This is a genomic window from Mesorhizobium sp. LNHC229A00 (assembly GCF_000502415.1).
Lineage (GTDB): Bacteria > Pseudomonadota > Alphaproteobacteria > Rhizobiales > Rhizobiaceae > Mesorhizobium.
The window spans coordinates 753,591-773,568 of record NZ_AYWQ01000002.1; the positions used below are offsets into that span (position 1 = coordinate 753,591).

14 protein-coding genes and 3 pseudogenes are annotated in these 19,978 nt (G+C 63.1%); 8 read left to right on the top strand and 9 right to left on the bottom strand.

What is annotated here, in order from left to right; all coding sequences use genetic code 11:
* The first annotated feature begins 1 nt into the window (after position 1).
* The gene (locus X742_RS162920) at positions 2–931 is read left to right on the top strand and encodes an electron transfer flavoprotein subunit alpha/FixB family protein (RefSeq protein ID WP_023770767.1); all 930 of its coding nucleotides are present in this window, start codon (positions 2–4) and stop codon (positions 929–931) included.
* 206 nt (positions 932–1,137) lie between these two features.
* Positions 1,138–2,016, top strand: coding sequence for a 3-hydroxybutyryl-CoA dehydrogenase (locus X742_RS162915; RefSeq protein WP_015315562.1), 879 nt, complete (start codon positions 1,138–1,140; stop codon positions 2,014–2,016).
* 12 nt (positions 2,017–2,028) lie between these two features.
* Here the strand turns inward: X742_RS162915 and X742_RS162910 are convergent, their stop codons facing one another.
* The 3 genes from X742_RS162910 to X742_RS162900 all read right to left on the bottom strand — a co-directional run bounded on the left by X742_RS162910 (position 2,029) and on the right by X742_RS162900 (position 5,365).
* Positions 2,029–4,035: a PAS domain S-box protein gene (locus X742_RS162910; protein ID WP_245273884.1), complete on the bottom strand. Its 2,007-nt coding sequence runs from the start codon at positions 4,033–4,035 to the stop codon at positions 2,029–2,031.
* A 138-nt stretch (positions 4,036–4,173) separates the two neighbouring features.
* Entirely contained in the window at positions 4,174–4,812 is a 639-nt protein-coding gene (locus tag X742_RS162905) for an NrsF family protein (protein ID WP_023770769.1), read from the bottom strand.
* Position 4,813: 1 nt separating this feature from the next.
* Positions 4,814–5,365 carry a sigma-70 family RNA polymerase sigma factor gene (locus X742_RS162900; RefSeq protein ID WP_015315559.1) on the bottom strand — a complete coding sequence of 184 codons (552 nt, stop codon included), beginning with the start codon at positions 5,363–5,365 and terminating at the stop codon, positions 4,814–4,816.
* Positions 5,366–5,809: 444 nt separating this feature from the next.
* On the opposite strand from X742_RS162900, the gene X742_RS162895 reads away from it, so the two are divergent.
* From X742_RS162895 to X742_RS162880, 5 genes are all read left to right on the top strand, one after another.
* Complete coding sequence (locus X742_RS162895; RefSeq protein WP_023770770.1) at positions 5,810–6,859, top strand: hypothetical protein; 1,050 nt, start codon at positions 5,810–5,812, stop codon at positions 6,857–6,859.
* Between the two features lie 10 nt (positions 6,860–6,869).
* Complete coding sequence (locus X742_RS01000000169730; protein ID WP_032924732.1) at positions 6,870–8,222, top strand: hypothetical protein; 1,353 nt, start codon at positions 6,870–6,872, stop codon at positions 8,220–8,222.
* Positions 8,223–8,340: 118 nt separating this feature from the next.
* Positions 8,341–9,348 carry an iron ABC transporter substrate-binding protein gene (locus tag X742_RS162890; protein WP_023770772.1) on the top strand — a complete coding sequence of 336 codons (1,008 nt, stop codon included), beginning with the start codon at positions 8,341–8,343 and terminating at the stop codon, positions 9,346–9,348.
* A gap of 171 nt (positions 9,349–9,519) precedes the next feature.
* Positions 9,520–11,100, top strand: a complete 1,581-nt coding sequence (locus X742_RS162885; RefSeq protein ID WP_023770773.1) for an iron ABC transporter permease — start codon at positions 9,520–9,522, stop codon at positions 11,098–11,100.
* Positions 11,097–12,179, top strand: a complete 1,083-nt coding sequence (locus tag X742_RS162880; RefSeq protein ID WP_023770774.1) for an ABC transporter ATP-binding protein — start codon at positions 11,097–11,099, stop codon at positions 12,177–12,179. Before X742_RS162885 ends, X742_RS162880 begins: the two co-directional genes overlap by 4 nt.
* A gap of 37 nt (positions 12,180–12,216) precedes the next feature.
* On the opposite strand, the gene X742_RS1000000176460 is transcribed toward X742_RS162880, so the two are convergent.
* The 6 genes and pseudogenes from X742_RS1000000176460 to X742_RS162865 all read right to left on the bottom strand — a co-directional run bounded on the left by X742_RS1000000176460 (position 12,217) and on the right by X742_RS162865 (position 17,005).
* Complete coding sequence (locus tag X742_RS1000000176460; protein ID WP_280800182.1) at positions 12,217–12,345, bottom strand: hypothetical protein; 129 nt, start codon at positions 12,343–12,345, stop codon at positions 12,217–12,219.
* 123 nt (positions 12,346–12,468) lie between these two features.
* Positions 12,469–13,119, bottom strand: a pseudogene (locus tag X742_RS1000000176695) (TOBE domain-containing protein); the annotation flags it as partial.
* A 10-nt stretch (positions 13,120–13,129) separates the two neighbouring features.
* Positions 13,130–13,678 (bottom strand): annotated as a pseudogene (locus X742_RS1000000176700) (ATP-binding cassette domain-containing protein); the annotation flags it as partial.
* A 14-nt stretch (positions 13,679–13,692) separates the two neighbouring features.
* Positions 13,693–14,607, bottom strand: a complete 915-nt coding sequence (locus X742_RS162875; RefSeq protein ID WP_023770776.1) for an ABC transporter permease subunit — start codon at positions 14,605–14,607, stop codon at positions 13,693–13,695.
* Between the two features lie 7 nt (positions 14,608–14,614).
* A complete protein-coding gene (locus X742_RS162870; protein WP_023770777.1) occupies positions 14,615–15,499 on the bottom strand; it encodes a sugar ABC transporter permease in 885 nt (294 codons plus the stop codon).
* Positions 15,500–15,652: 153 nt separating this feature from the next.
* Positions 15,653–17,005 carry an extracellular solute-binding protein gene (locus tag X742_RS162865; RefSeq protein WP_023770778.1) on the bottom strand — a complete coding sequence of 451 codons (1,353 nt, stop codon included), beginning with the start codon at positions 17,003–17,005 and terminating at the stop codon, positions 15,653–15,655.
* A 494-nt stretch (positions 17,006–17,499) separates the two neighbouring features.
* Between X742_RS162865 and X742_RS01000000169735 the strand changes: the two are divergent.
* Positions 17,500–19,939, top strand: a pseudogene (locus tag X742_RS01000000169735) (EAL domain-containing protein).
* Positions 19,940–19,978 lie beyond the last annotated feature (39 nt).

The following is a 19,978-nucleotide window of genomic DNA, read 5'->3' on the forward strand; positions in this document are numbered from 1 at the left end:
AATGGCAATTCTCCTCATCGCTGAACACGACAACGCCACCCTTTCCGACCAGACCGCCAAGGCGCTTTCGGCCGCCCTGCAGATCGGCTCGGACGTTCATGTTCTGGTGGCCGGCAAAGGCGCCAAGGCTGCCGCCGACGCAGCCGCGAAACTGAAGGGTGTGAGCAAGGTGCTGCTCGCCGAAGCCGACGAACTCGCCGAGCGTCTGGCTGAGCCGACGGCGGCGCTTGTCGTCTCGCTGGCTGGCGCCTACGACACGGTCATCGCGCCCGCGACGTCGGCCGGCAAGAACATCGCGCCGCGCGTGGCGGCCCTGCTCGATGTCGCGCAGGTCTCCGAGATCATCGAAGTGGTCTCGCCCGATACCTTCAAGCGGCCGATCTATGCCGGCAACGCCATCCAGACGGTGCAGTCGAGCGACGCCAAGAAGGTGATCACCGTTCGCACCGCGTCCTTCCAGGCCGCGCCCGAGGGCGGCGCGGCTTCGGTCGAGACGGTCAATGCGGCGGCCAATCCCGGCCTGTCCACCTTCGTCGAGAACAAGCTGTCGGAGACTGACCGTCCGGAGTTGACCTCGGCCAAGATCATCATCTCGGGCGGCCGCGCGCTCGGTTCCTCGGAGAAATTCCAGGAAGTCATCCTGCCGGTCGCCGACAAGCTCGGTGCCGCCGTCGGCGCCTCCCGCGCCGCCGTCGATGCCGGCTACGCGCCGAACGACTGGCAGGTCGGGCAGACCGGCAAAGTCGTCGCCCCCGATCTCTACATCGCGGTCGGCATATCGGGCGCCATCCAACACCTTGCCGGCATGAAGGATTCCAAGGTCATCGTCGCCATCAACAAAGACGAGGAAGCGCCGATCTTCCAGGTTGCCGACTACGGCCTCGTCGGCGACCTCTTCGTCATCCTGCCGGAGTTGCAGAAGGCGCTTTGACGCTTCCGCGCAACCGTACTAAATTGCGAGGGGTGGGGTAGACGAAGTCGCCCCACCCTTTTAGTTTGCACCGCACAATAAGCACGCCACAAAGGCTGAGAGCAATTCCAGCAGCAGTGCGCAGGGTTTTGCGCCGGGAATTGCGGGAACAAAGAGATGGGGCGGTTCGCTATTCCAGCGAAAAACGCTCCGGACGGGATCGGGTAATGAGCAAGATCGAGACGATCGGCATCATTGGTGCGGGCCAGATGGGCGGCGGCATCGCCCACGTCTCCGCGCTTTCGGGCTATAAGGTGCTGATCTACGATATATCGCCCGACCGCATCGAGAAGGGCATTGCCACCATCAGCGGCAACATGGCCCGTCAGGTGGGGTCCGGCAAGCTCGACGAGAAGCTGCGCAATCAGGCCATGGCACGCATCGCGTCGGCACCGACGATGGCCGATCTCGCCGGCGCCGATCTGGTGATCGAAGCGGCGACCGAGGACGAGACCGTCAAGCGCAAGATTTATGCGCAGCTCTGTCCGCAGCTCAATCCCGAAGCGATCCTGGCGACCAACACCTCGTCGATTTCGATCACACGGCTGGCTGCGCAGACCGACCGGCCGGAGCGGTTCATCGGCATACATTTCATGAACCCGGTACCGCTGATGAAGCTGGTCGAACTGGTGCGCGGCATCGCCACCGAGGACCAGACCTTCGAGGCGGCCAAGACCTATGTGAAGCAGCTCGACAAGACGATCACCGTCTCGGAGGATTTTCCGGCCTTCATCGTCAACCGCATCCTTTTGCCGATGATCAACGAGGCGATCTACACGCTCTATGAGGGCGTCGGCTCGGTCGATGCTATCGACACCGCCATGCGGCTCGGCGCCAACCATCCCATGGGACCGCTGCAGCTTGCCGATTTCATCGGCCTGGATACCTGCCTGTCGATCATGCAGGTGCTGCATGACGGCCTGTCGGACTCGAAGTACCGGCCTTGTCCGCTGCTGGTCAAATATGTCGAGGCCGGCTGGCTCGGTCGCAAGACCGGGCGCGGCTTCTACGATTATCGCGGCGAGCATCCCGTTCCGACGCGCTGACGTGATTGCCACTCACGAGGCCGCGGCGAGTGGCGTGGGCGGTTCTGACCTGTCGTCGTCGCTGACCTTGCCGTCCGGCGCCACCGAAACGCATCCGCGGCCGGCGGCCTTGGCCGCATAGCAAGCGGTGTCGGCCCTTGCGATGATCTCGTCGACTTCGCCGCAATTGGCGCGGATCGCGGTCAACCCGATGCTGGCGCCGATCCCGTGCGGCCGGCCATCCCATGTGAAGTTCAGGCCGGTTATCGCATCGATGATGGAACGCGCCGCGATCCTCGCGCCGGTTGTGGAAGCCGATTTCAGGATCACGGCGAATTCGTCGCCACCCAGGCGCGCGACGATGTCTTCAGGACCAAGCACGCCGCGCACGGCGTCAGCGACACGCTTCAACAGGGCGTCTCCGGCAGCGTGACCTCCCGTGTCGTTGACCAGCTTGAAATGGTCGAGGTCGATGAACATGAACTGATGGCGGCCCCCAGCCGCGGTGCCGTCCTTGCGCGCCTGATCGACCATCCCCTCCATGGCACGGATGAAACTCGAGCGGTTGGCAAGGCCGGTCAGCGCATCATGCGCGGCGGCATGGGCAAGCTGTCGCTGCAGGGCACGCGCATCGGTGAAGTCCTGGAAGACGATCACCAGACCGCAGAATTCGGTGCGTTCGTTGAGGATCGGCGACACGACCTGACGGATGCTGCAGCGTGTGTCGTCGCGGCGGATGAGGACCGCGCGGCTGTTCTGGTCGGAGCGCGTCTCTTCGCCTGTGACCGGCCGCGTCATGCCGATCCTGTGGCCCGTCTCCTCGTCAACCGCCCAGTAGACATGGCTCAGCGTCTTGCCCAGCGCGTCGTCACTGGAAACGCCGGTCAATTTTTCGGCCACCGGGTTCATGAAGGTGACACGGTTCGCGGCGTCGGTGCAGATGACGGCATCGCCGATGGATTGCAGCGTCACCCTCAGCCGCTCCTTCTCGTCGGCCAGCATCGCCGCCGAGACGATGAGCCGTTCTTCGGCCTGCTTTCGCCGGGTGATGTCCATCAAGCTGCCGATCGCTCTGACCAGTTGTCCGTCCGCATCGCGCTCGATGGCCTTGCCACGGTCGAGGATCCAGATCCAGTGGCCGTCCTTGTGGCGCATGCGGAACTCGGCTTCGAAAAACTCCGTCTCGCCGGCGAGATGGGCGCGATCGGCCTCCGCGACCGTGGCGCGATCGTCCGGATGGATCATCGTCAGCCAGCGATCGGGGTCGCCATCGAGCTCGCCATCCCCGTAGCCCAGCATCTTGACCCAGGCGGAAGAATAGGTGGTGCCCCCCTTGCGCATGTCGAAATCCCAGACACCTTGACCGGCGCCGGCCAGCGCGAAGTTCCAGCGCGTTTCCGCCTCTGTGATGCGCGCCTCGGCCTGTTTGCGCGCGTCGATGTCCTCGATCTGCGAGACGAGATAGAGCGGCCGGCCGCTTTTCTCGTCGCGAATGACCGAGCCGGCAAGATGAGCCCAGACGGGTGTGCCGTCCTTCTTGAGATAACGCTTCTCGAAGTGGAAGGCATCGACGGTACCCGCCTTCAGGCCGGCCATCGTTTCGCTTCCGATCTGCACATCGTCGGGATGCGTGAGCTGGAAGAAGGTCAGCGCCTCGATCTCCTCGCGGCTGTAGCCAAGCATGGCGGCAAAGGCCGGATTGGTCTGGAGAATACGCCCGTCGAGACCGACGATAGCGATGCCGATCGCCGAGTCCTCCATGGCCCGGCGGAACCGCTGCTCGCTGTCCGTGATCTGTCGTCGATCCTCCGAGATTCGACCGATGAACAGATAGGCCGCGAAAAGCGCGCAGACCGTCACCGCGACCGATATTTGGAGGCAAAGTCTGAGTGCTTGCGCGCCAAGGTCCAGCCCGGACAGCACAAGCGCGGCGGCCACTACGGCCAGACCGGCCACAAGCAGCGCCAGAGCTGCATGCTTGTGCGGTCCCGGCCCGATGATACCTCGCAATGTCACGATCCGTGCCACCCCCGTGGGCAATCGCTTTTTCCCGTTAAAACCCTGAAGGATCGATTTTAAGGAAAGGTTGCGCCTGGGGCGTTGGCGACATGGAAACCCGGCAAACAATTGCCGGCATGATTAAGGATCGGTATTCACGGTGCAGGCGTGGGTATCGTGCTACCAGCGCACGAAAAACCGCCCGCCGAGCGCGCCAAGCAAAGCGAGAGCCGCGATGGCGATCGTGTACCAGGTGGCAACGAAAAGCGGCGAATCGTCGAAGCAGTGAGCCGCGTAGAAAGTCGCCGCCAGGCCGCCGGCAAGCAGCCCCGCGACCGCGCCGGCAAGCACCGGCCGTGTCGGCGCGCCATAGCGCAGCATCCACAGGAAGATGGCCAGCGGGCCGATGCCGATCAGTGGGATGAAGCCCATGCAGATCATCATGTTCGAGCCGATCAAGCGCGTGCTCCACAGGGCCTGCGGCACCATGAAGAGCTCCAGCACCACGGCCACCGCGACCAGCAGCGGCGCGGCGATCATCGCCGCCATTGCCCGGCCTGTCGCCGCACCCGGCGTCGACAGGGCACGGATCAGGGCAAAGGCGCTGATGGCGAGCACGATGGTGAAAACGAATTTGGACAGGAAACGCATCGTGTGCGCGGCCACCATGAAGTCGGGGCGCGGCCCGATCGTCATCATGAAAACAGCGGCCGCGAGGACGGCGGCCGCAACAGCCGCCAGCCACCAGGCCGATCGCAGCGGCATCGCCTTGCTGCGGGCATCGGCGTCGAGCGCCTTGATGAGATCGTCGGTCTTCATGTCATTCCCGCCCGAACCGCCCCTGCCCGAATCGCCTGGCTATGGCGGTAAGTCCCCGGTGCAGCGACACCCGCACCGCAGTCTCGCTGATGCCGAACTTCGCCGCCGTCTCGCCGATCGAGCGGCCCTCCACGGATACGGCTGAAACCACGGAACGCTGTGCCGGCGGCAGCCCGTCGAGCGCCCGGTTGATGTCGCGCTCGCTGACGGTTTCCGTTTCGGGCTCCGCGAACGTCTCGGCGATGTCGTCGACATCGATCTCTATGCGCCGTCCGCGCCGCCGGAACGCATCGATCAGCTTGAAACGGGCAATCGCATAGACCCAGGGCAGCACCGGCGCGTCCTGGCGCCAGGTGTGCCGTTTCACATGAATGGCCAGCAAGGTTTCCTGCACGACATCCTCGGGATCGACCCCGCCCTGCACGATCTTGCGCCTGACGAAACCGCGAACCAGCGCGGCAATCCGGTGCAGAAAGTCGGCATAGGCCTTTTCATCCCCCGCGATCGCGGCCCGCATCAGCCGGGAAAGCTCGGCCTCGTCCTTGCCGCTCACAAGAGTTCACTCCCCGATCTTCGCGCCTCGGCACTGATTTGTTACGTGGCCGGTGAAATAATGTCCAAGCCAAACTACGGGCAAATCACGAAACTTTGCGGGATGGCCCGCTAATTTCCCTGACGGGTTCCCTGGTTTCCAGCCCCATGCGTGAGGAGCGGCGTGGGACCAACCTTGGATTGACGTAAGGTAAACCCTTCTGTAGCGTCAAAGGATCGGAGGGCGGCCGAAATGGATTTCATTGAACGCATTTTTGGATTTTCTCCCGACAATGGCTCGGGAACTGTCGAGAGCAGCCTTGTCATTGCTGCCATAGTCCTTGTCGCCGCCGTCTACTTCTACAGAAGACAGGGATCACTGAAGAAATAGCCTCTGGACAACCGGCGGAGACAGGTCCGCCAGGAAAACATTACCGTTGCGTCCTCTCAGCGTGGGGAACACGACATGGCAGGATCTCTGGTCAACCACATCAGAACCGCGGCCTTGCTGTTGTTTGCCGCCGAATTCTGGAAGCGTCTGGCCGCCGGGCTGAAGGTGCTGTTTGCCACGATATGCAGGCTGCTGTGCCGGCTGGCCAAGGGCCAGCGGCTGCCCAGCCCGGCGCAGAACGATTGCTGCATCCAGCTACCACCCGACATCTACAAGCGCGCCGATCCTCTTCTCTATGCCCAGTACTATCTGATGGGGCAGGGCCTCGCGGTCACCTGGGACAATCCCGATATCGACATTTTCGACGGCACCTTGCCGGTCACCGGCGCGCTTCAGCCAGCACATACATATCGCGTTCGCGTGCGTGTCTGGAACGGCTCCTATGACGCCCCAGCGGTGGGCGTCGGGGTCGCACTGTCCTACCTGTCATTCGGCGCCCAGACCATTTCCCGTCCGATCGCCAACGTCGCCATCAATCTCGGAGCCAAGGGCACGATCGATTGCCCTGCCTATGCCGAGTTCAGTTGGACCACGCCCGCCACCGGCGGCCACTACTGCCTGCAGGCACAGCTTTCCTGGGGCGATGACGCCAACCCCAGCAACAACCTTGGCCAGAAGAACGTCAACATTGCCGAGATGCGCTCACCGGCGAAGTTCGTCTTCAGCGTGCGCAACGAAGCCTCGGTCGTCCGGCGTTTCCAGATCGAGGCGGACTGCTACGCTCTACCGAAGCTGCGGCCATGTGTCCCGCCACGCGGCCAAGGTCGAGACGAGCGGACGGACACCCCACAGCCGCGGCTCGCCGAGAGCAAGGCGCGCTGGGCCAAGGCCCTCGAGGAACAGGCGTATGGCCGGTTTCCCGTGCCGGACGACTGGTTGGTCAGGATCGTCCCAAGAACGCTTTTACTGCAGCCGCGCCAGCTGACCGAGATCGCCGTCGAGATCGAACCGAAGGACTCCGCCTTCCGCGGCTCAAAGACCTTCAACGTCCACGTCTTCACGGTCGGCGAGAGCGGATCGCGCACCATGACCGGCGGCGTGACGCTCACCGCCACGAAAGGCTGAGGCTGCTCCGATGGCCTACAAGCACTATACGAGCTGCTTTCTCTATCCGGCCGGTGGCAAGCCCTACAACGAGGACGATCGGCTGGCTTTCCTCGCCGGCCAGGCGCTGCAGATCATCGTGATCACCGGGCTGGCGGCTGCCTTCGGCCTGCTGCTGGGGCCGGTCGGTGCGGCACTTGCCGCGGTCATCGCATTTCTGGCGTCCGCCACTGCCACGATCGACAAGGCGGCCGGGGAATGGCTCAACCATCGCCTGGTCTGCCTCGACAAGGACAATCCGAAATGCGCCGTCGGCATCGTGTCCTACAATCCGTTCCGCAGCGATCTCGGCGCCTTCGACAACGACCAGTATTTCGACGTCATACTGATGCCGCATCCGACGACCGAAATCCTCAATGCGGAAACAAATGAGGCGGCCTTGGCGGCGGCCAATCGCTACAATGCCGACGGCACCGTCGTGGCGGAATTCGCCGCCAGCGTCGCGGCCCATCCGGCCAACGATATTCTCAATGACGGCTTTCAGGGTCATGAGCTGCTGTTGCCGCGCGATGACCTGAAGACGGATCTGGGTTACGCACCCGCCGACGATCATGCCCGCTGGGGCCTGCACTGCGAGGCCGAGGGCGACTTCTGGATCAAGATGCGCCAATGGGCACCGGCCATCGTCATCCTGCTGACGGCGGCCCTGGTCGTCACGGCGGCCGCGGCGGCGGCCGGCGCCAGTATCGGCGCGGCTGTCGGCTGCGCCATAGGATCGTTCTTCCTGGGTGCGCTGGGCTGTGCCATCGGCTCGTTCCTGGGAGGATTGCTCGGAGCGGCCATTGGCGGCGCCATCGGCGGAGCGGCGTCCTATTTCGGCGGGGTCAAGCCGGTCCTTCAGGGGTTGTTCAACTGGAGCCCCGGCAATGTCGAGGACGCCAATGTCGGCGACAAGGCGCTCGGCCCAATCAGAATGGGCGACCATATCGCCGTTCTCGGCGAACATGTCTATGACGGCTATCACAAGGGCTGGCACGAGTTTCATCCGCTGATGGCGGTGGTCAAATTCGATGTGGCCGCCGGTGCCGACGCGAAACATTATCTACAGTGGGATCCGAACTTTGCCGACACGGGCACCGTTCCGCCCAAACCGCCGGGCGAGACCACCGACCTCACCGCGCAGGATATGCGTGACGGGCTTGGCAGCGCGGCGTTCCGGTCGCGCTGCGACAATCTGCGCAGAACCTGGTGCGCCATGCTGAACGAAGCGTTCGATCCCGAGACCAAACGAACGCAGCAGGGGCTGGACCAGCGCTGGACCATTCATCCGATGGTCGATGGCTGCATCCCGCAGGAGCAGCCACCAGCCCCGCATATCGGGTGATGCCATCGGCCTCCGACACGCGAAACCGTGATGATGCCAATCGTCTTTCAATCTTGACTAGTTCATTCATGAATTGTACTCGGACGCACCCCAGTGCGGACAACCCGAGGAGTACCTTATGAAATCCCCCCTTCTTGCCCTTGCCAGCGTAGCCGCGCTTGCAATCAGCCTCGCCGCTGGTCCGGCGACGGCCGAAGATGCCGGCATCGTCGTCTATAACGCCCAGCATGAAAGCCTGGCGAAGGAATGGGCGGAAGGGTTCACCAAGGAAACGGGGATAAAGGTCACCTTGCGCAACGGCGGTGACAGCGACTTCTCCAACCAGATCGTCGCCGAAGGCGCCGCCTCGCCCGCCGACGTGTTCCTGACGGAAAATTCGCCGGCCATGGTGCTGGTCGAGAATGCCGGCCTGTTCGCGCCGGTCGCCACCGATACGCTGGCTCAAGTCCCGCAAGACTATCAGGCCACTAGCGGCAAATGGGTGGGCGTGGCCGCGCGCAGCACCGTGTTTGTCTACAACACCACCAAGCTCAAGGCAGACCAGCTGCCCAAGTCGATGCTCGATCTCGCCGACCCGAGCTGGAAGGGCCGCTGGGCGGCTTCGCCTTCCGGCGCCGATTTCCAGGCCATTGTTAGCGCTTTGCTGCAGCTCAAGGGCGAGCCCGCCACGGCCGACTGGCTGAAGGCGATGAAGGAGAACTTCACCGCCTACAAGGGCAACAGCACCGTGATGAAGGCGGTCAATGCCGGTGAGATCGAAGCCGGCGTGATCTACCACTACTACTACTTTGGCGATCAGGCCAAGACCGGCGAAAATTCCAAGAATGTCGCGCTGCACTATTTCAAGAACCAGGATCCGGGCGCTTTCGTCTCGGTTTCCGGCGGCGGCGTGCTGGCCTCGAGCAAGCATCCCAAGGAAGCCCAGGCCTTCCTGAAATGGGTGACCGGCAAGGGCGGCCAGGATGTGCTGAAGAACGGAAGCTCCTTCGAATACGCGGTCGGCAAGGGCGCGCAGTCCAATCCGAAGCTGGTGCCACTGGCCGACCTGCAGGCGCCGAAGGTCGATGCCACGACGCTGAACTCCAAGAAGGTCACCGATCTGATGACGGCAGCCGGCTTGCTTTAGTTGCCGTTCTTCCTAATAAGGACGTCAGATCGTGCTCCCGCGGGAATTCACCTTTCGCGGGAGCGTTTTGTTTCGAGATGCATTCGTCCATGACGACACGCTTCGTTCCTGACCGCTACCGTGGTCCCATGATTGCCGCTGCCGCGTCGCAACGGTATGGCGCCTGAACGGATGCAGTCCGCGGTCGATCTCGCGCGTCCCGGCCTGCCGCCCAAGATGCGTGGACGGGCGCAGCGGCGGGCGGCGCCCTGGCTTGTCGCCGCCGCCATATTTGTCTCCCTGCTGGCGCTGCTGCCGCTCGCTTTCATCTTCTGGATCGCGGTGCAGACCGGCTGGGAGACGGTCTCGGCACTGGTCTTTCGGCCGCGTGTCGGCGAACTGCTGGTCAACACCGGCCTGCTGGTGCTGCTGGCGGTGCCGATCGCCATCACCTTGTCGGTGACGCTGGCCTGGCTGACGGAACGCGGCAACCTGCCCGGTGCCCGGCTCTGGTCCTGGCTCTGCGTGGCGCCGCTCGCCATCCCCGCTTTCGTGCACTCCTATGCCTGGATCTCCCTGGTGCCCGGGCTGCACGGCCTGTGGGCTGGCGTGCTGGTTTCCGTCATCGCCTATTTCCCTTTCCTCTATTTGCCGGTGTCGGCGGCCCTGCGCCGTCTCGATCCCGCTCTCGAGGACGCGGCCGCGGCACTTGGCCATGGACCCTGGCGCGTGTTCTGGCGCGTCGTGCTGCCGCAGCTCAGGCTCGCAATATGCGGCGGCTCGCTGCTGGTCGGGCTGCATCTGCTGGCCGAATATGGCCTCTATGTCTTCATCCGCTTCGACACCTTCACGACCGCGATTGTCGATCAGTTCCAGTCGACCTTCAACGGCCCGGCCGCCAGCATGCTGGCCGGCGTGCTGGTGACCTGCTGCTTCGTGCTGCTCGGCCTCGAAGTGCTGGTCCGCGGCGAGGAGCGTTATGCCCGTGTCGGCTCGGGTGCCGCGCGATACCAGCAACGAATGAGCCTAGGCCGCGCCACTCTGCCCAGCTTACTGCTGCTCGCCGTCACCACATTGCTGGCGCTTGGCATTCCGTTCGTGACCATCGGGCGCTGGCTCGCCGCCGGCGGCGCCGAGGTTTGGCGCTTCGACGAGATCGGCCTTGCACTCGGTCAGACGCTGTTCCTGTCGTTCGCCGGGGCGCTGCTTGCCACTGTGGCGGCCATGCCGATGGCCTGGATCTCTATCCGCGCGCCAGGTCCGTTGCAGCGCCTGCTCGAGGGATGCAATTATATCGTCGGTTCGCTGCCGGGCGTCGTCATCGCGCTTGCACTAGTCACCATCACGGTGCGCATCGCACTGCCGCTCTACCAGACCCTGTTCACCATCCTGGTCGCCTATGCACTGATGTTCCTGCCGCGCTCGCTGGTCAGCCTGCGTGCATCGATTGCGCAAGCGCCGGTCGAGCTCGAACGGGCTGCGTCCAGCCTCGGCCGTCGGCCGCTCAATGCGCTGTGGTCGACGACAATCCGCCTGTCGGCGCCCGGTGCGGCGGCCGGCATGGCGCTGGTGGCGCTCGGCATCATGAACGAACTGACCGCGACCCAGATGCTGGCGCCGAACGGCACCCGCACACTGGCCATGGCGTTCTGGTCCTACAGCAGCGAGATCGATTACGCCTCGGCGGCTCCTTACGCCTTCATCATGGTGGCGATGTCGCTGCCCCTGACCTGGCTGCTCTACGTCCAGTCGAAACGGATGGCCGGACGATGAGCTTTCTCGAACTCGGCAATCTGCACAAGCACTACGGCGCGGTCGCCGCACTGGCCGGTGTCAACCTGAACGTCGCCAGCGGCAGTCGCACGGCGATCGTGGGACCTTCCGGCTGCGGCAAGACGACCTTGCTGCGGCTGATCGCCGGCTTCGAGGCGCCTGATCAGGGCAGCATCGTGCTCGACGGGCAGGTGCTGGCCAATGGCGGCGCCGCTGTCCCGGCGCATCGCCGCGGTATTGGCGTGGTGGCGCAGGACGGCGCCCTGTTCCCGCACCTGACCATCTCTGACAATATCGGCTTCGGCATGGCACGGGACGACGACAGGCGCGCCGAACGCATCGTCGAACTTGCCTACATCGTGGGACTCGACAAGGCGATCCTCAAACGCCGCCCGCACGAGCTCTCCGGCGGCCAGCAGCAGCGCGTGGCGCTGGCCCGCGCCATGGCTATGAAGCCGCGGCTGATGCTGCTCGACGAGCCGTTCTCGGCACTCGACACCGGCCTGCGCGCCTCGATGCGCAAGGCGGTGGCCGAACTTCTGGAGGCGGCCGGCATCACCACCATCCTGGTGACGCACGATCAGGCCGAGGCACTCTCCTTCGCCAGCCAGGTGGCGGTAATGCGCGATGGGAAATTTTCCCAGATCGGCACGCCGCGCGAGCTCTATCTCAAGCCGAAGGACAGGATGATCGCCGAGTTCCTCGGCGATGCCATCATCCTTCCGGCGAGCATTTCAGGCGGCTTCGCCAGTTCGCCGCTAGGTCGCATCGCCGTCGACGCGCCGGATAGCCGCGATGTCGCCCGCATCATGCTGCGGCCGGAGCAGATCGGCCTGAAACGCACCTCGCGCGAGGGCATGTCGGGCACGTCGGACATGCCGTTCGGCGAGGTGACGGAATCGGAATTCGCCGGCTCGACATGCACGATCGCCGTGCGGCTCCTGAACAATTCCGATCCGCCCGACGCTGCGGCCATCGGCGGCACGCCGCTGATCCTGCGCAAATCCGGCATGGACGCGCCGGCGGTCGGCGAGATCGTGCGGCTGACCGTATCGGGCAAGGCGCACGTCTTCGCTTGAGCCCGACGCGCCGGTCATGGTTACCCGGCGGCAGCCTCTACGGCACCGATAGCGTGGTCAGGGCAGCGCGCGGATCGGCATGGCTCTGTGGCGCACCGGTCTCTGTCAGGTCGCCGGTAAAAGACGCAAAGCGCAGCGTCGGCGTGATGTGCATTGATGTGCGCAATGCAATGATCCCGCCGCTGGTGCAGGTCGGCCCCAAAGCGGCGCTCACCTTGCCGACCGAGATGCACGTCGGTGACCTGGATGACTTTCATGTACGTCTCTATGGCTGTGCGCGTGCTGGAAATCAAAGCGCTGGCTCTGGCACCGAAGCCTTGAAGACATCGAGACGGGTGCCTGTCTCCGACGAGAAGAAGTGCATGTCGTCCGGCGAGATCTTCAGGCCGACAGTGCTGCCGGGCTCGGGGTGAACGGCCTCCGAGGTCATCACCGAGAACGGCGCGCCGTCGAGGTCGACATAGATCACCCGCCCCGCGCCCAATTCCTCCACCAGGTCGACCGTGGCATCGAGCGCGCCAGCCGTGCCTGGTGCCACCAGCCGGACCGCTTCCGGCCGGATGCCCATCGCCACTTTCGTGCCGACCGGCAGGCCAGCGCGAGCCATCGCCAGGCGCCGGCTGCCGCCGAGCAGCGACAATCCGTCGAGTTCGACGGTGCCTCCGAGGATGTTCATGGCCGGCGCGCCGACGAAGGTGGCGACGAAGCGGCTGGCTGGGCGGGTGTAGATTTCACCTGGCGTGCCGACCTGTTCGACCCGTCCCCCATTCATCACCACCAGTCGGTCGGCCAAGGTCATGGCCTCGACCTGGTCGTGGGTGACGAAGACGGAGGTGGCATTCAGCCGGCGATGCAGCTTGCGGATCTCCGAGCGCATCTGCACGCGCAGCTTGGCGTCGAGATTGGACAGCGGCTCGTCGAACAGGAACACCTTCGGCTCNGGTGGTCTTCAGCCGCTGGTGCAGTTCCTTGATCTCGGTGCGCATCTGCACGCGCAGCTTGGCGTCGAGATTGGACAGCGGCTCGTCGAACAGGAACACCTTCGGCTCGCGGATCATGGCGCGGCCCATGGCGACGCGTTGCCTCTGGCCACCCGAAAGCGCCATCGGCTTGCGGTCGAGCAGTTGCTCGAGTTCGAGCGTGCGGGCCACCGCCCGGATGCGCTGGTTGCGTTCGGCCGAGGGAACGCCGGCGACTTTCAGCGAATAGCCGATGTTCTGGGCCACGCTCATATGCGGATAAAGCGCGTAATTCTGGAACACCATGGCGCAGCCGCGCTCGCGCGGCTCGAGCTTGTTGACCACCGTGCCGTCGATGGCGATTGTGCCGTCGGAAATCTCTTCCAGCCCGGCGATCATCCTGAGCAGCGTGGACTTGCCGCATCCGGACGGCCCGAGGATGACGACGAATTCGCCCGAGGCGAAGTCGAGATCGACGCCGTGCACGACCTGCGTCTTGGCATAGTTCTTCTTGACGCCGCGTATTGCGATGGAGGCCATCTTTTGTCTCCTTGTTACTTCTCGGTGGCGATCAGGCCGCGCACGAACCAGCGCTGCATGAGCACCACCACGATCAGCGGCGGCAGCATGACGATAAGCGTTCCGGCCATGGCGATGTTCCATTCCGGAATGCCGCCGACATTGGGGATAAGTTGCTTGAGCTCGGTGACGGCGGTCGCGTGCGACTGGTCGGTGGTGATGAGCAGCGGCCACAGATACTGGTTCCACGCCCACAGGAACATGATGGTGCCGAGTGCGGCCATGTTGTTGCGCGACAACGGCAGCAAGATATCGATGAAGAAGCGCAGCGCGCCGGCACCGTCCATGCGCGCCGCCTCGGTCAGTTCGTCCGGTACGGTCAGGAAGAACTGCCGGTAGAGGAAGGTGCCGGTGGCAGTGGCGATCAGCGGCAGGATCAGCCCGGTATAGGAATTGAGCAGGCCTAGGCTGAGCGAAACCTGCACGCCCGAGATCTTCTCGATCAGCCAGCTCAGCCCGGTAATGTCGAGGATGGTCTGGTAGGGCGACAGCACATTGGCGACCACCGCATAGGTCGGCACGATGCGCACTTCCAGCGGCAGCATCAACGTGACGAAGATCAGCCAAAAGATGAAGGTGCGGCCGGGATAGCGGAAATAGACGATCGAGAAGGCGGTCAGCGCCGAGATGATTACTTTGCCGGCCGCGACGCCGGCAGCCATGATGAAACTGTTGAGCAGCTTGGGACCAAGGTCGGCCGTCGTCCACGCCGTCTTGATGTTAGTCCAGAAATCGCTGCCCGGCAGCAGCGACATCGGCACGTCGTTGACATCCTTGAGGTTGTGCGACGCGGCCACGGCCACAACCACGAACGGCGCGATGCAAAGTACAAAGCCGGCAAACAGAATCACATGGGTGAAGAAGTTGAGGAACGGGGTGCGCTCGACCATATCAGTCTCACCTGTAGTGGACGCGCCGCTCGATGAAGCGGAACTGGAAAATGGTCAGCACGATGATCAGCAACATCAGGATGATGCTCTGCGCGGCGGCACCGGAGTAATCGAGGCCTTTGAAGCCGTCGGAATAGATCTTGTAGACCATCAGATTGGTGGCATTCGCCGGCCCACCGGACGTCATGATATCGACGATGCCGAAGGAATCCTGGAAGCTTTCCGTGATGTTGATGACAAGCAGGAAGAAGATGGTCGGCGTGATCAGCGGAAACTGGATATCCCAGAAGCGCCTCATGACACCAGAGCCGTCCATCGCGGCGGCTTCGATCAGGGAACGCGGGATGGCCTGGAACGCGGCAAGGAAGAAAATGAAGTTATAGCCGACATATTTCCAGGAGAAGGCGACGATAATCGAAGCCATGGCGTCTGCGCCGTCGAGGCCGGGATCCCAGAAGCCGGGCCAGACCTGGTTGACGACGGCCATGAAGCCGGCTTCGGGGGCCAGGATGAAGCGGAACGCCATCGCCAGCGCGGGTGCGGCGATACCGTAGGGCCAGATCAGCACCACGCGATAGAGACGCGAGCCGGCTAGCTGGCGGTCGGTGAGCGCGGCGAGCACGAGCGCGACGAACATCGCAAGCCCGGTGCTGATGCCAGCAAAGACAAGACTGGCAGTGATCGAGTTCCAGTAATCGGCGTTGGCTAGGATCGAGCGGAAATTGTCGAGACCGACCCAGATGTTGCCGCCGCCCCAGGGCTGCTGCAGCGTCAGCGACCAGTATACGGCCTGGCCGGCAGGCCAGTAGAAGAAGGTGAAGATCAGGACAAGTTGCGGCACCGCGAAAAGAATGCCGACTGTCCAACTGCCGAAAGTGACGCGTTTTTCCATCGGTCCGCCGTTGCCGCAGGGTGGTCAGCTTAAAGCAAGCGAAAGATTAATAACGAAATAGCCGCCCGTCGACCCAAGCATGATCCCGAAAGTGGAGACGGTTTTCGGGATCATGCTCAAACGGGTCGGCCGGCGGCCCGGAATTTCCCTGGATCAGGGCAGGGTTTTTCCCGGATAGGTCTGCTGGAAGCGGTCGAGGATGGCGTCGCCGTTCTTGACCAGCGTGTCGAGGCCTTCCTGCACGCTGACCTTGTTGGCGAAGATCGCCTGCATCTGGGTGCCGAACTCGGCGCGGATCTGGGTGAAATTGCCCAGGCGGATGCCGCGGGTGATTTCGGTCGGCTCGGAGGCGGTCAGGCTGGCGATCGCGACTTCGCGCCCCTTGTAAGGCGCCTTGTCGTAAAAGCCCTGGCCCTTCATGTAGTCGAAGCCCGACTTGGTCACCGGGATGTAACCGGTGTTGGTCGACCAGAACAGGGCGGTCTTCGGATCGTGGATGAAGTTGAGGAACGCGGCCGCGCCCTTGTATTCAGCATCCGACTTGCCGGAGAGAACCCACAGCGATGCGCCGCCGACGAGCGAGTTCTTGCGCTCGGTGCCGGCATAGACGGGCAGTTCGGCAACGTCCCAGTTCATGCCTTCCTTCTGCGTACGGCCAACCGTACCGTGATCGCCGACCGAGGTCAGGATGACCTGGCAGGTACCGGTGGCAAAGGCCTGGACCATATCCTGGCCGAGATCCTTCGACTTGATCTTGATCAGGCCGGCGTCATACCATTTCTTGAGGTCGGTGACGTACTGCACGAATTTGGTCTTGTTGACTTCGAGACGGGCGTCGAGGCCGTCATAGCCATTGTTCTTCGTGGCGATCGGTTGGTTGTGCAGCGCCGAGAACTGCTCCATGAGCTGCCAGCTTTCATTGGCCGAGATGTTGATCGCCATCGGGCATTCATAGCCGGCGTCCTTCAACGCCTTGAGATCGGCGCCGACGTCTTCCCAGGTCTTCGGCGCCTCGCTCTTGCCGATCTTGGCGAAGGCGTCCTTGTTCCAGTACATCAGCGGGGTCGACGAATTGAACGGGAAGGACAGCATCTCGCCTTTCGACGTGGCGTAATAGCGGGCGATGCCGGGGAAATAATCGGCGTAGTCAATCTTGTAGCCGTTTTCTTCCATGAGCTTGTCGGCGGGCTTGTAGGCACCCGACAGCATCATGGTGGCGGTGCCGACGTCATAGACCTGAACGACGGCGGGCTGCTTGCCGGCGCGGAAGGCGGCAATGGTGTTCTGCAAGGTGGCGTCGTAGTTGCCCTGGCTGGTGCAGACGACTTCATAGTCCTTCTGCGAGGCGTTGAAATTCTTGCATAGCGTGTCCACGACACGTGCGAGATCGCCCGAAAGGCCGAACCAGAAATCGAATTTTGCCGGTTCCGCGAAGGCAGGCATCGCCAGCGCGGTGCTCAGCACGCCTGCGGCAAGGGCAGCAAAGCCCCGCTCGATGATCGTCATGATTTCTTCCCTCTTGAATGACTGTTGACAAGGGTCTTGCGCAAGTCCTTGCCCGCTCTCTTAGAGAAGGTATGTGACAGTCTGTTGTGGCCCTTGCGGGCCTGAACACAGCTGGTCTTTTCTCCCCTTCGGCGGCGACAGCGGCATGAAAACGTCACACCGGCGCCCTAGGTAGCTAGGGCGCCTGCCAAAGACGTAAAGACCGTCATTGTTATCCGGCAAAGGGATGATGAAATGCTGGTGAAGCGTTCGTGCAATGGCATCGACATGACGAAGCCGCTCGACGTTCCAGGCCACCACCTTCAATGCCTCGCCGACGCCGCCTGAAATAGCCGTTGCCTTCAATCGATGCGGCTGACCTGGTCTGTGCTCTTGCGGTCAGCTTGCGCCGCAAAGGCACGCTGTGGTTGCAGGCGGCTTTATCGATCCTTCAACAGCCAAGCATTAATCAGTCATGTTTCTTTCTTTATTTCCTGCGGGCTAGGGGGAATAAGATGCTGACGATCTATAATTGCATCGTGAACCAGCACGATCTGAGGCTGGTTGCTCTGGCAGCGCTGATTTGTGGAATTTCCTGTTTTTCAGCCGTCAATCTTCTTCATCACATAGGCCGCTCGACGGATCGAAATCGGCTTGCCTGGCTGACGATCGCCTCCACCTCGACCGGCTTCGGCATTTGGGCCACGCACTTCATCGCCATGCTTGCCTTCACGCCGGGAATACCCAACGCCTATGATCCCGGACTTTCAGTACTCTCGCTCGCTGGTGCGGTGGCGGTGACGGCGGTTGGCATGTGGGTCGCCACCTTGCGCGACGAGCTTGATTATCATCTGGTCGGCGGTGCCGTTCTGGGCGGCGGTATCGCGGCCATGCACTACATCGGCATGGCGGCATTCGAGGTCGAGGGCCGGATCGAATGGAACCTGCTCCTCGTCGCCGTCTCCTTGCTGGTCGGCGTGACGCTCGCGGCGCTGGCTTTGCGCGTCGTCCTGCGTGGCTCGTCAATGCCTGCGACACTTGCCGGTGCGGTCTTGCTGACGCTGGCAATCTGCGGCCTGCACTTCATAGCCATGGCTGCCGTCTCGATCTTCCCGGATTCCTCGATAGCCATATCCGAACACACCGTCGCACCGACCTCGCAGGCCTTCGCCGCCGCTGCGGCCACTCTGGTGATCCTGGTGCTTTCGGCCTCCGCGCTGTGGATCGACCTGCGCTTCCGCCGCCAAAAGCTTGAGGTCGACCGCATGCACGGCTTGGCCAACGCCGCGGTGGAAGGCCTGATCGTTTGCGACGGCAATCGCATCGTCAGTGTCAACGACAGCATGGCCAGGCTGACCGGCATGGTCGCAACGACACTGAACGGAAGGGAACTTGGCGACCTCTTTGATGAGCGCACCGCATCCGACCTGATCAACTTCCAGGGACAGCCGTGGGAGGCGGAACTGAGCAATCGCGACGGCATGAGAATCCCTGTCGAACTGATCGCCAGAAGCATCGACTATTGCGGCAAGCCCCACAATGTCGTCGCCGTCCGCGACATTCGCGAACGCAAGAAGGCGGAGCAGGAAATCCTTCGCCTCGCTCATTTCGATCCGCTGACAGGGCTCGCCAACCGCCGTAGCTTTTCCAGCCGGCTTGATACCGAAATCGCCACCACGAGCCGAGACGCAAAACCCGGCAAGGGCGCGAGGGGCGGACATCTTGCGCTTCTGCTGCTCGATCTCGATCGGTTCAAGGAAGTGAACGATCTTTATGGGCATGGCGCCGGCGACGCGATGCTTCAGAAGGTGGCGAATTGCGTCTCCGGCGTTCTTCGCCACGGACAGATGCTGGCGCGCCTTGGAGGCGACGAATTCGCCATCATCGCCCCCAACCTGCCGGACCCGCAGGCGGCGAGCCGGAAGATCGGAAGAGCACACGTCTGNCCGGCTCTCGGCGGGTGGCGGGCTGGTATCGGGGAGCATCGGCATCGCGCTCTATCCGCTGGACGCGGAAGACCAAGCCAGCCTCATCAGTCATGCGGATACCGCGCTCTATCGCGCCAAGACCGAAGGCAGGGACACCTATCGCTATTTCGAGGCGTCGATGGGCGCCGAGGCTCGCGACAAGCGCGTCATGGAGCACGAACTGCGCCAGGCAGTCGCGCGCGACGAATTCTATCTCGTCTACCAGCCGCAGAAAGAGATCAGCAGCGGCAGGATGGTCGGCTTCGAAGCCTTGATCCGTTGGCGGCATCCCGAACGCGGCGATGTTCCCCCGTCCATATTCATTCCCCTGGCGGAGGACAGCGGCGCCATCGGCCAGATCGGAGATTGGGTGCTGACGGCAGCGTGCCAGGAGGCCGCCAGTTGGGAAAATCCCCTGACGGTGGCCGTCAACGTCTCCGCGGTGCAGTTGCATAATCCGAACTTCAGCCGAAAGGTGCACGAGACCTTGCTCAAGTCCGGTCTCGAGGCGGCCAGGCTGGAACTCGAAATCACCGAGACGGCGCTGGTGAAGGACATGCCGCGCGCGCTGGCGAGTTTGCGACAGGTCAAGGCGCTTGGCGTGCGCGTGGCCATGGATGATTTCGGAACCGGCTATTCCTCCCTCTCCAACCTTCGCGCCTTCCCTTTCGACAAGATCAAGATCGACGGTTCCTTCATCAAGTCCGTCGACACCAACGGCCAGGTTGCGGCGATCGTGCGCGCCGTGCTCGGGCTGGGGCGCGGCCTGGGCCTGCCGGTGCTGGCGGAGGGCGTCGAGACGCTCGGCGAGTTGAAGTTCCTCGACGCCGAGGCCTGTGAGATCGGCCAGGGCTATTATCTCGGCAAGCCGGCGCCGATCGAGGCGTTCGGGGACCTGACCGGCCACGGCAAGCGTGTTCGGGCGCGAGGCGCCGACCGCCAGGATGGCAGCCTCGTATTGCTCAAACCGAGCGTACGCTCGGCCTAGAGCTCTTTGTTTTTACGCAATTCCGGACGGAAAACCGTT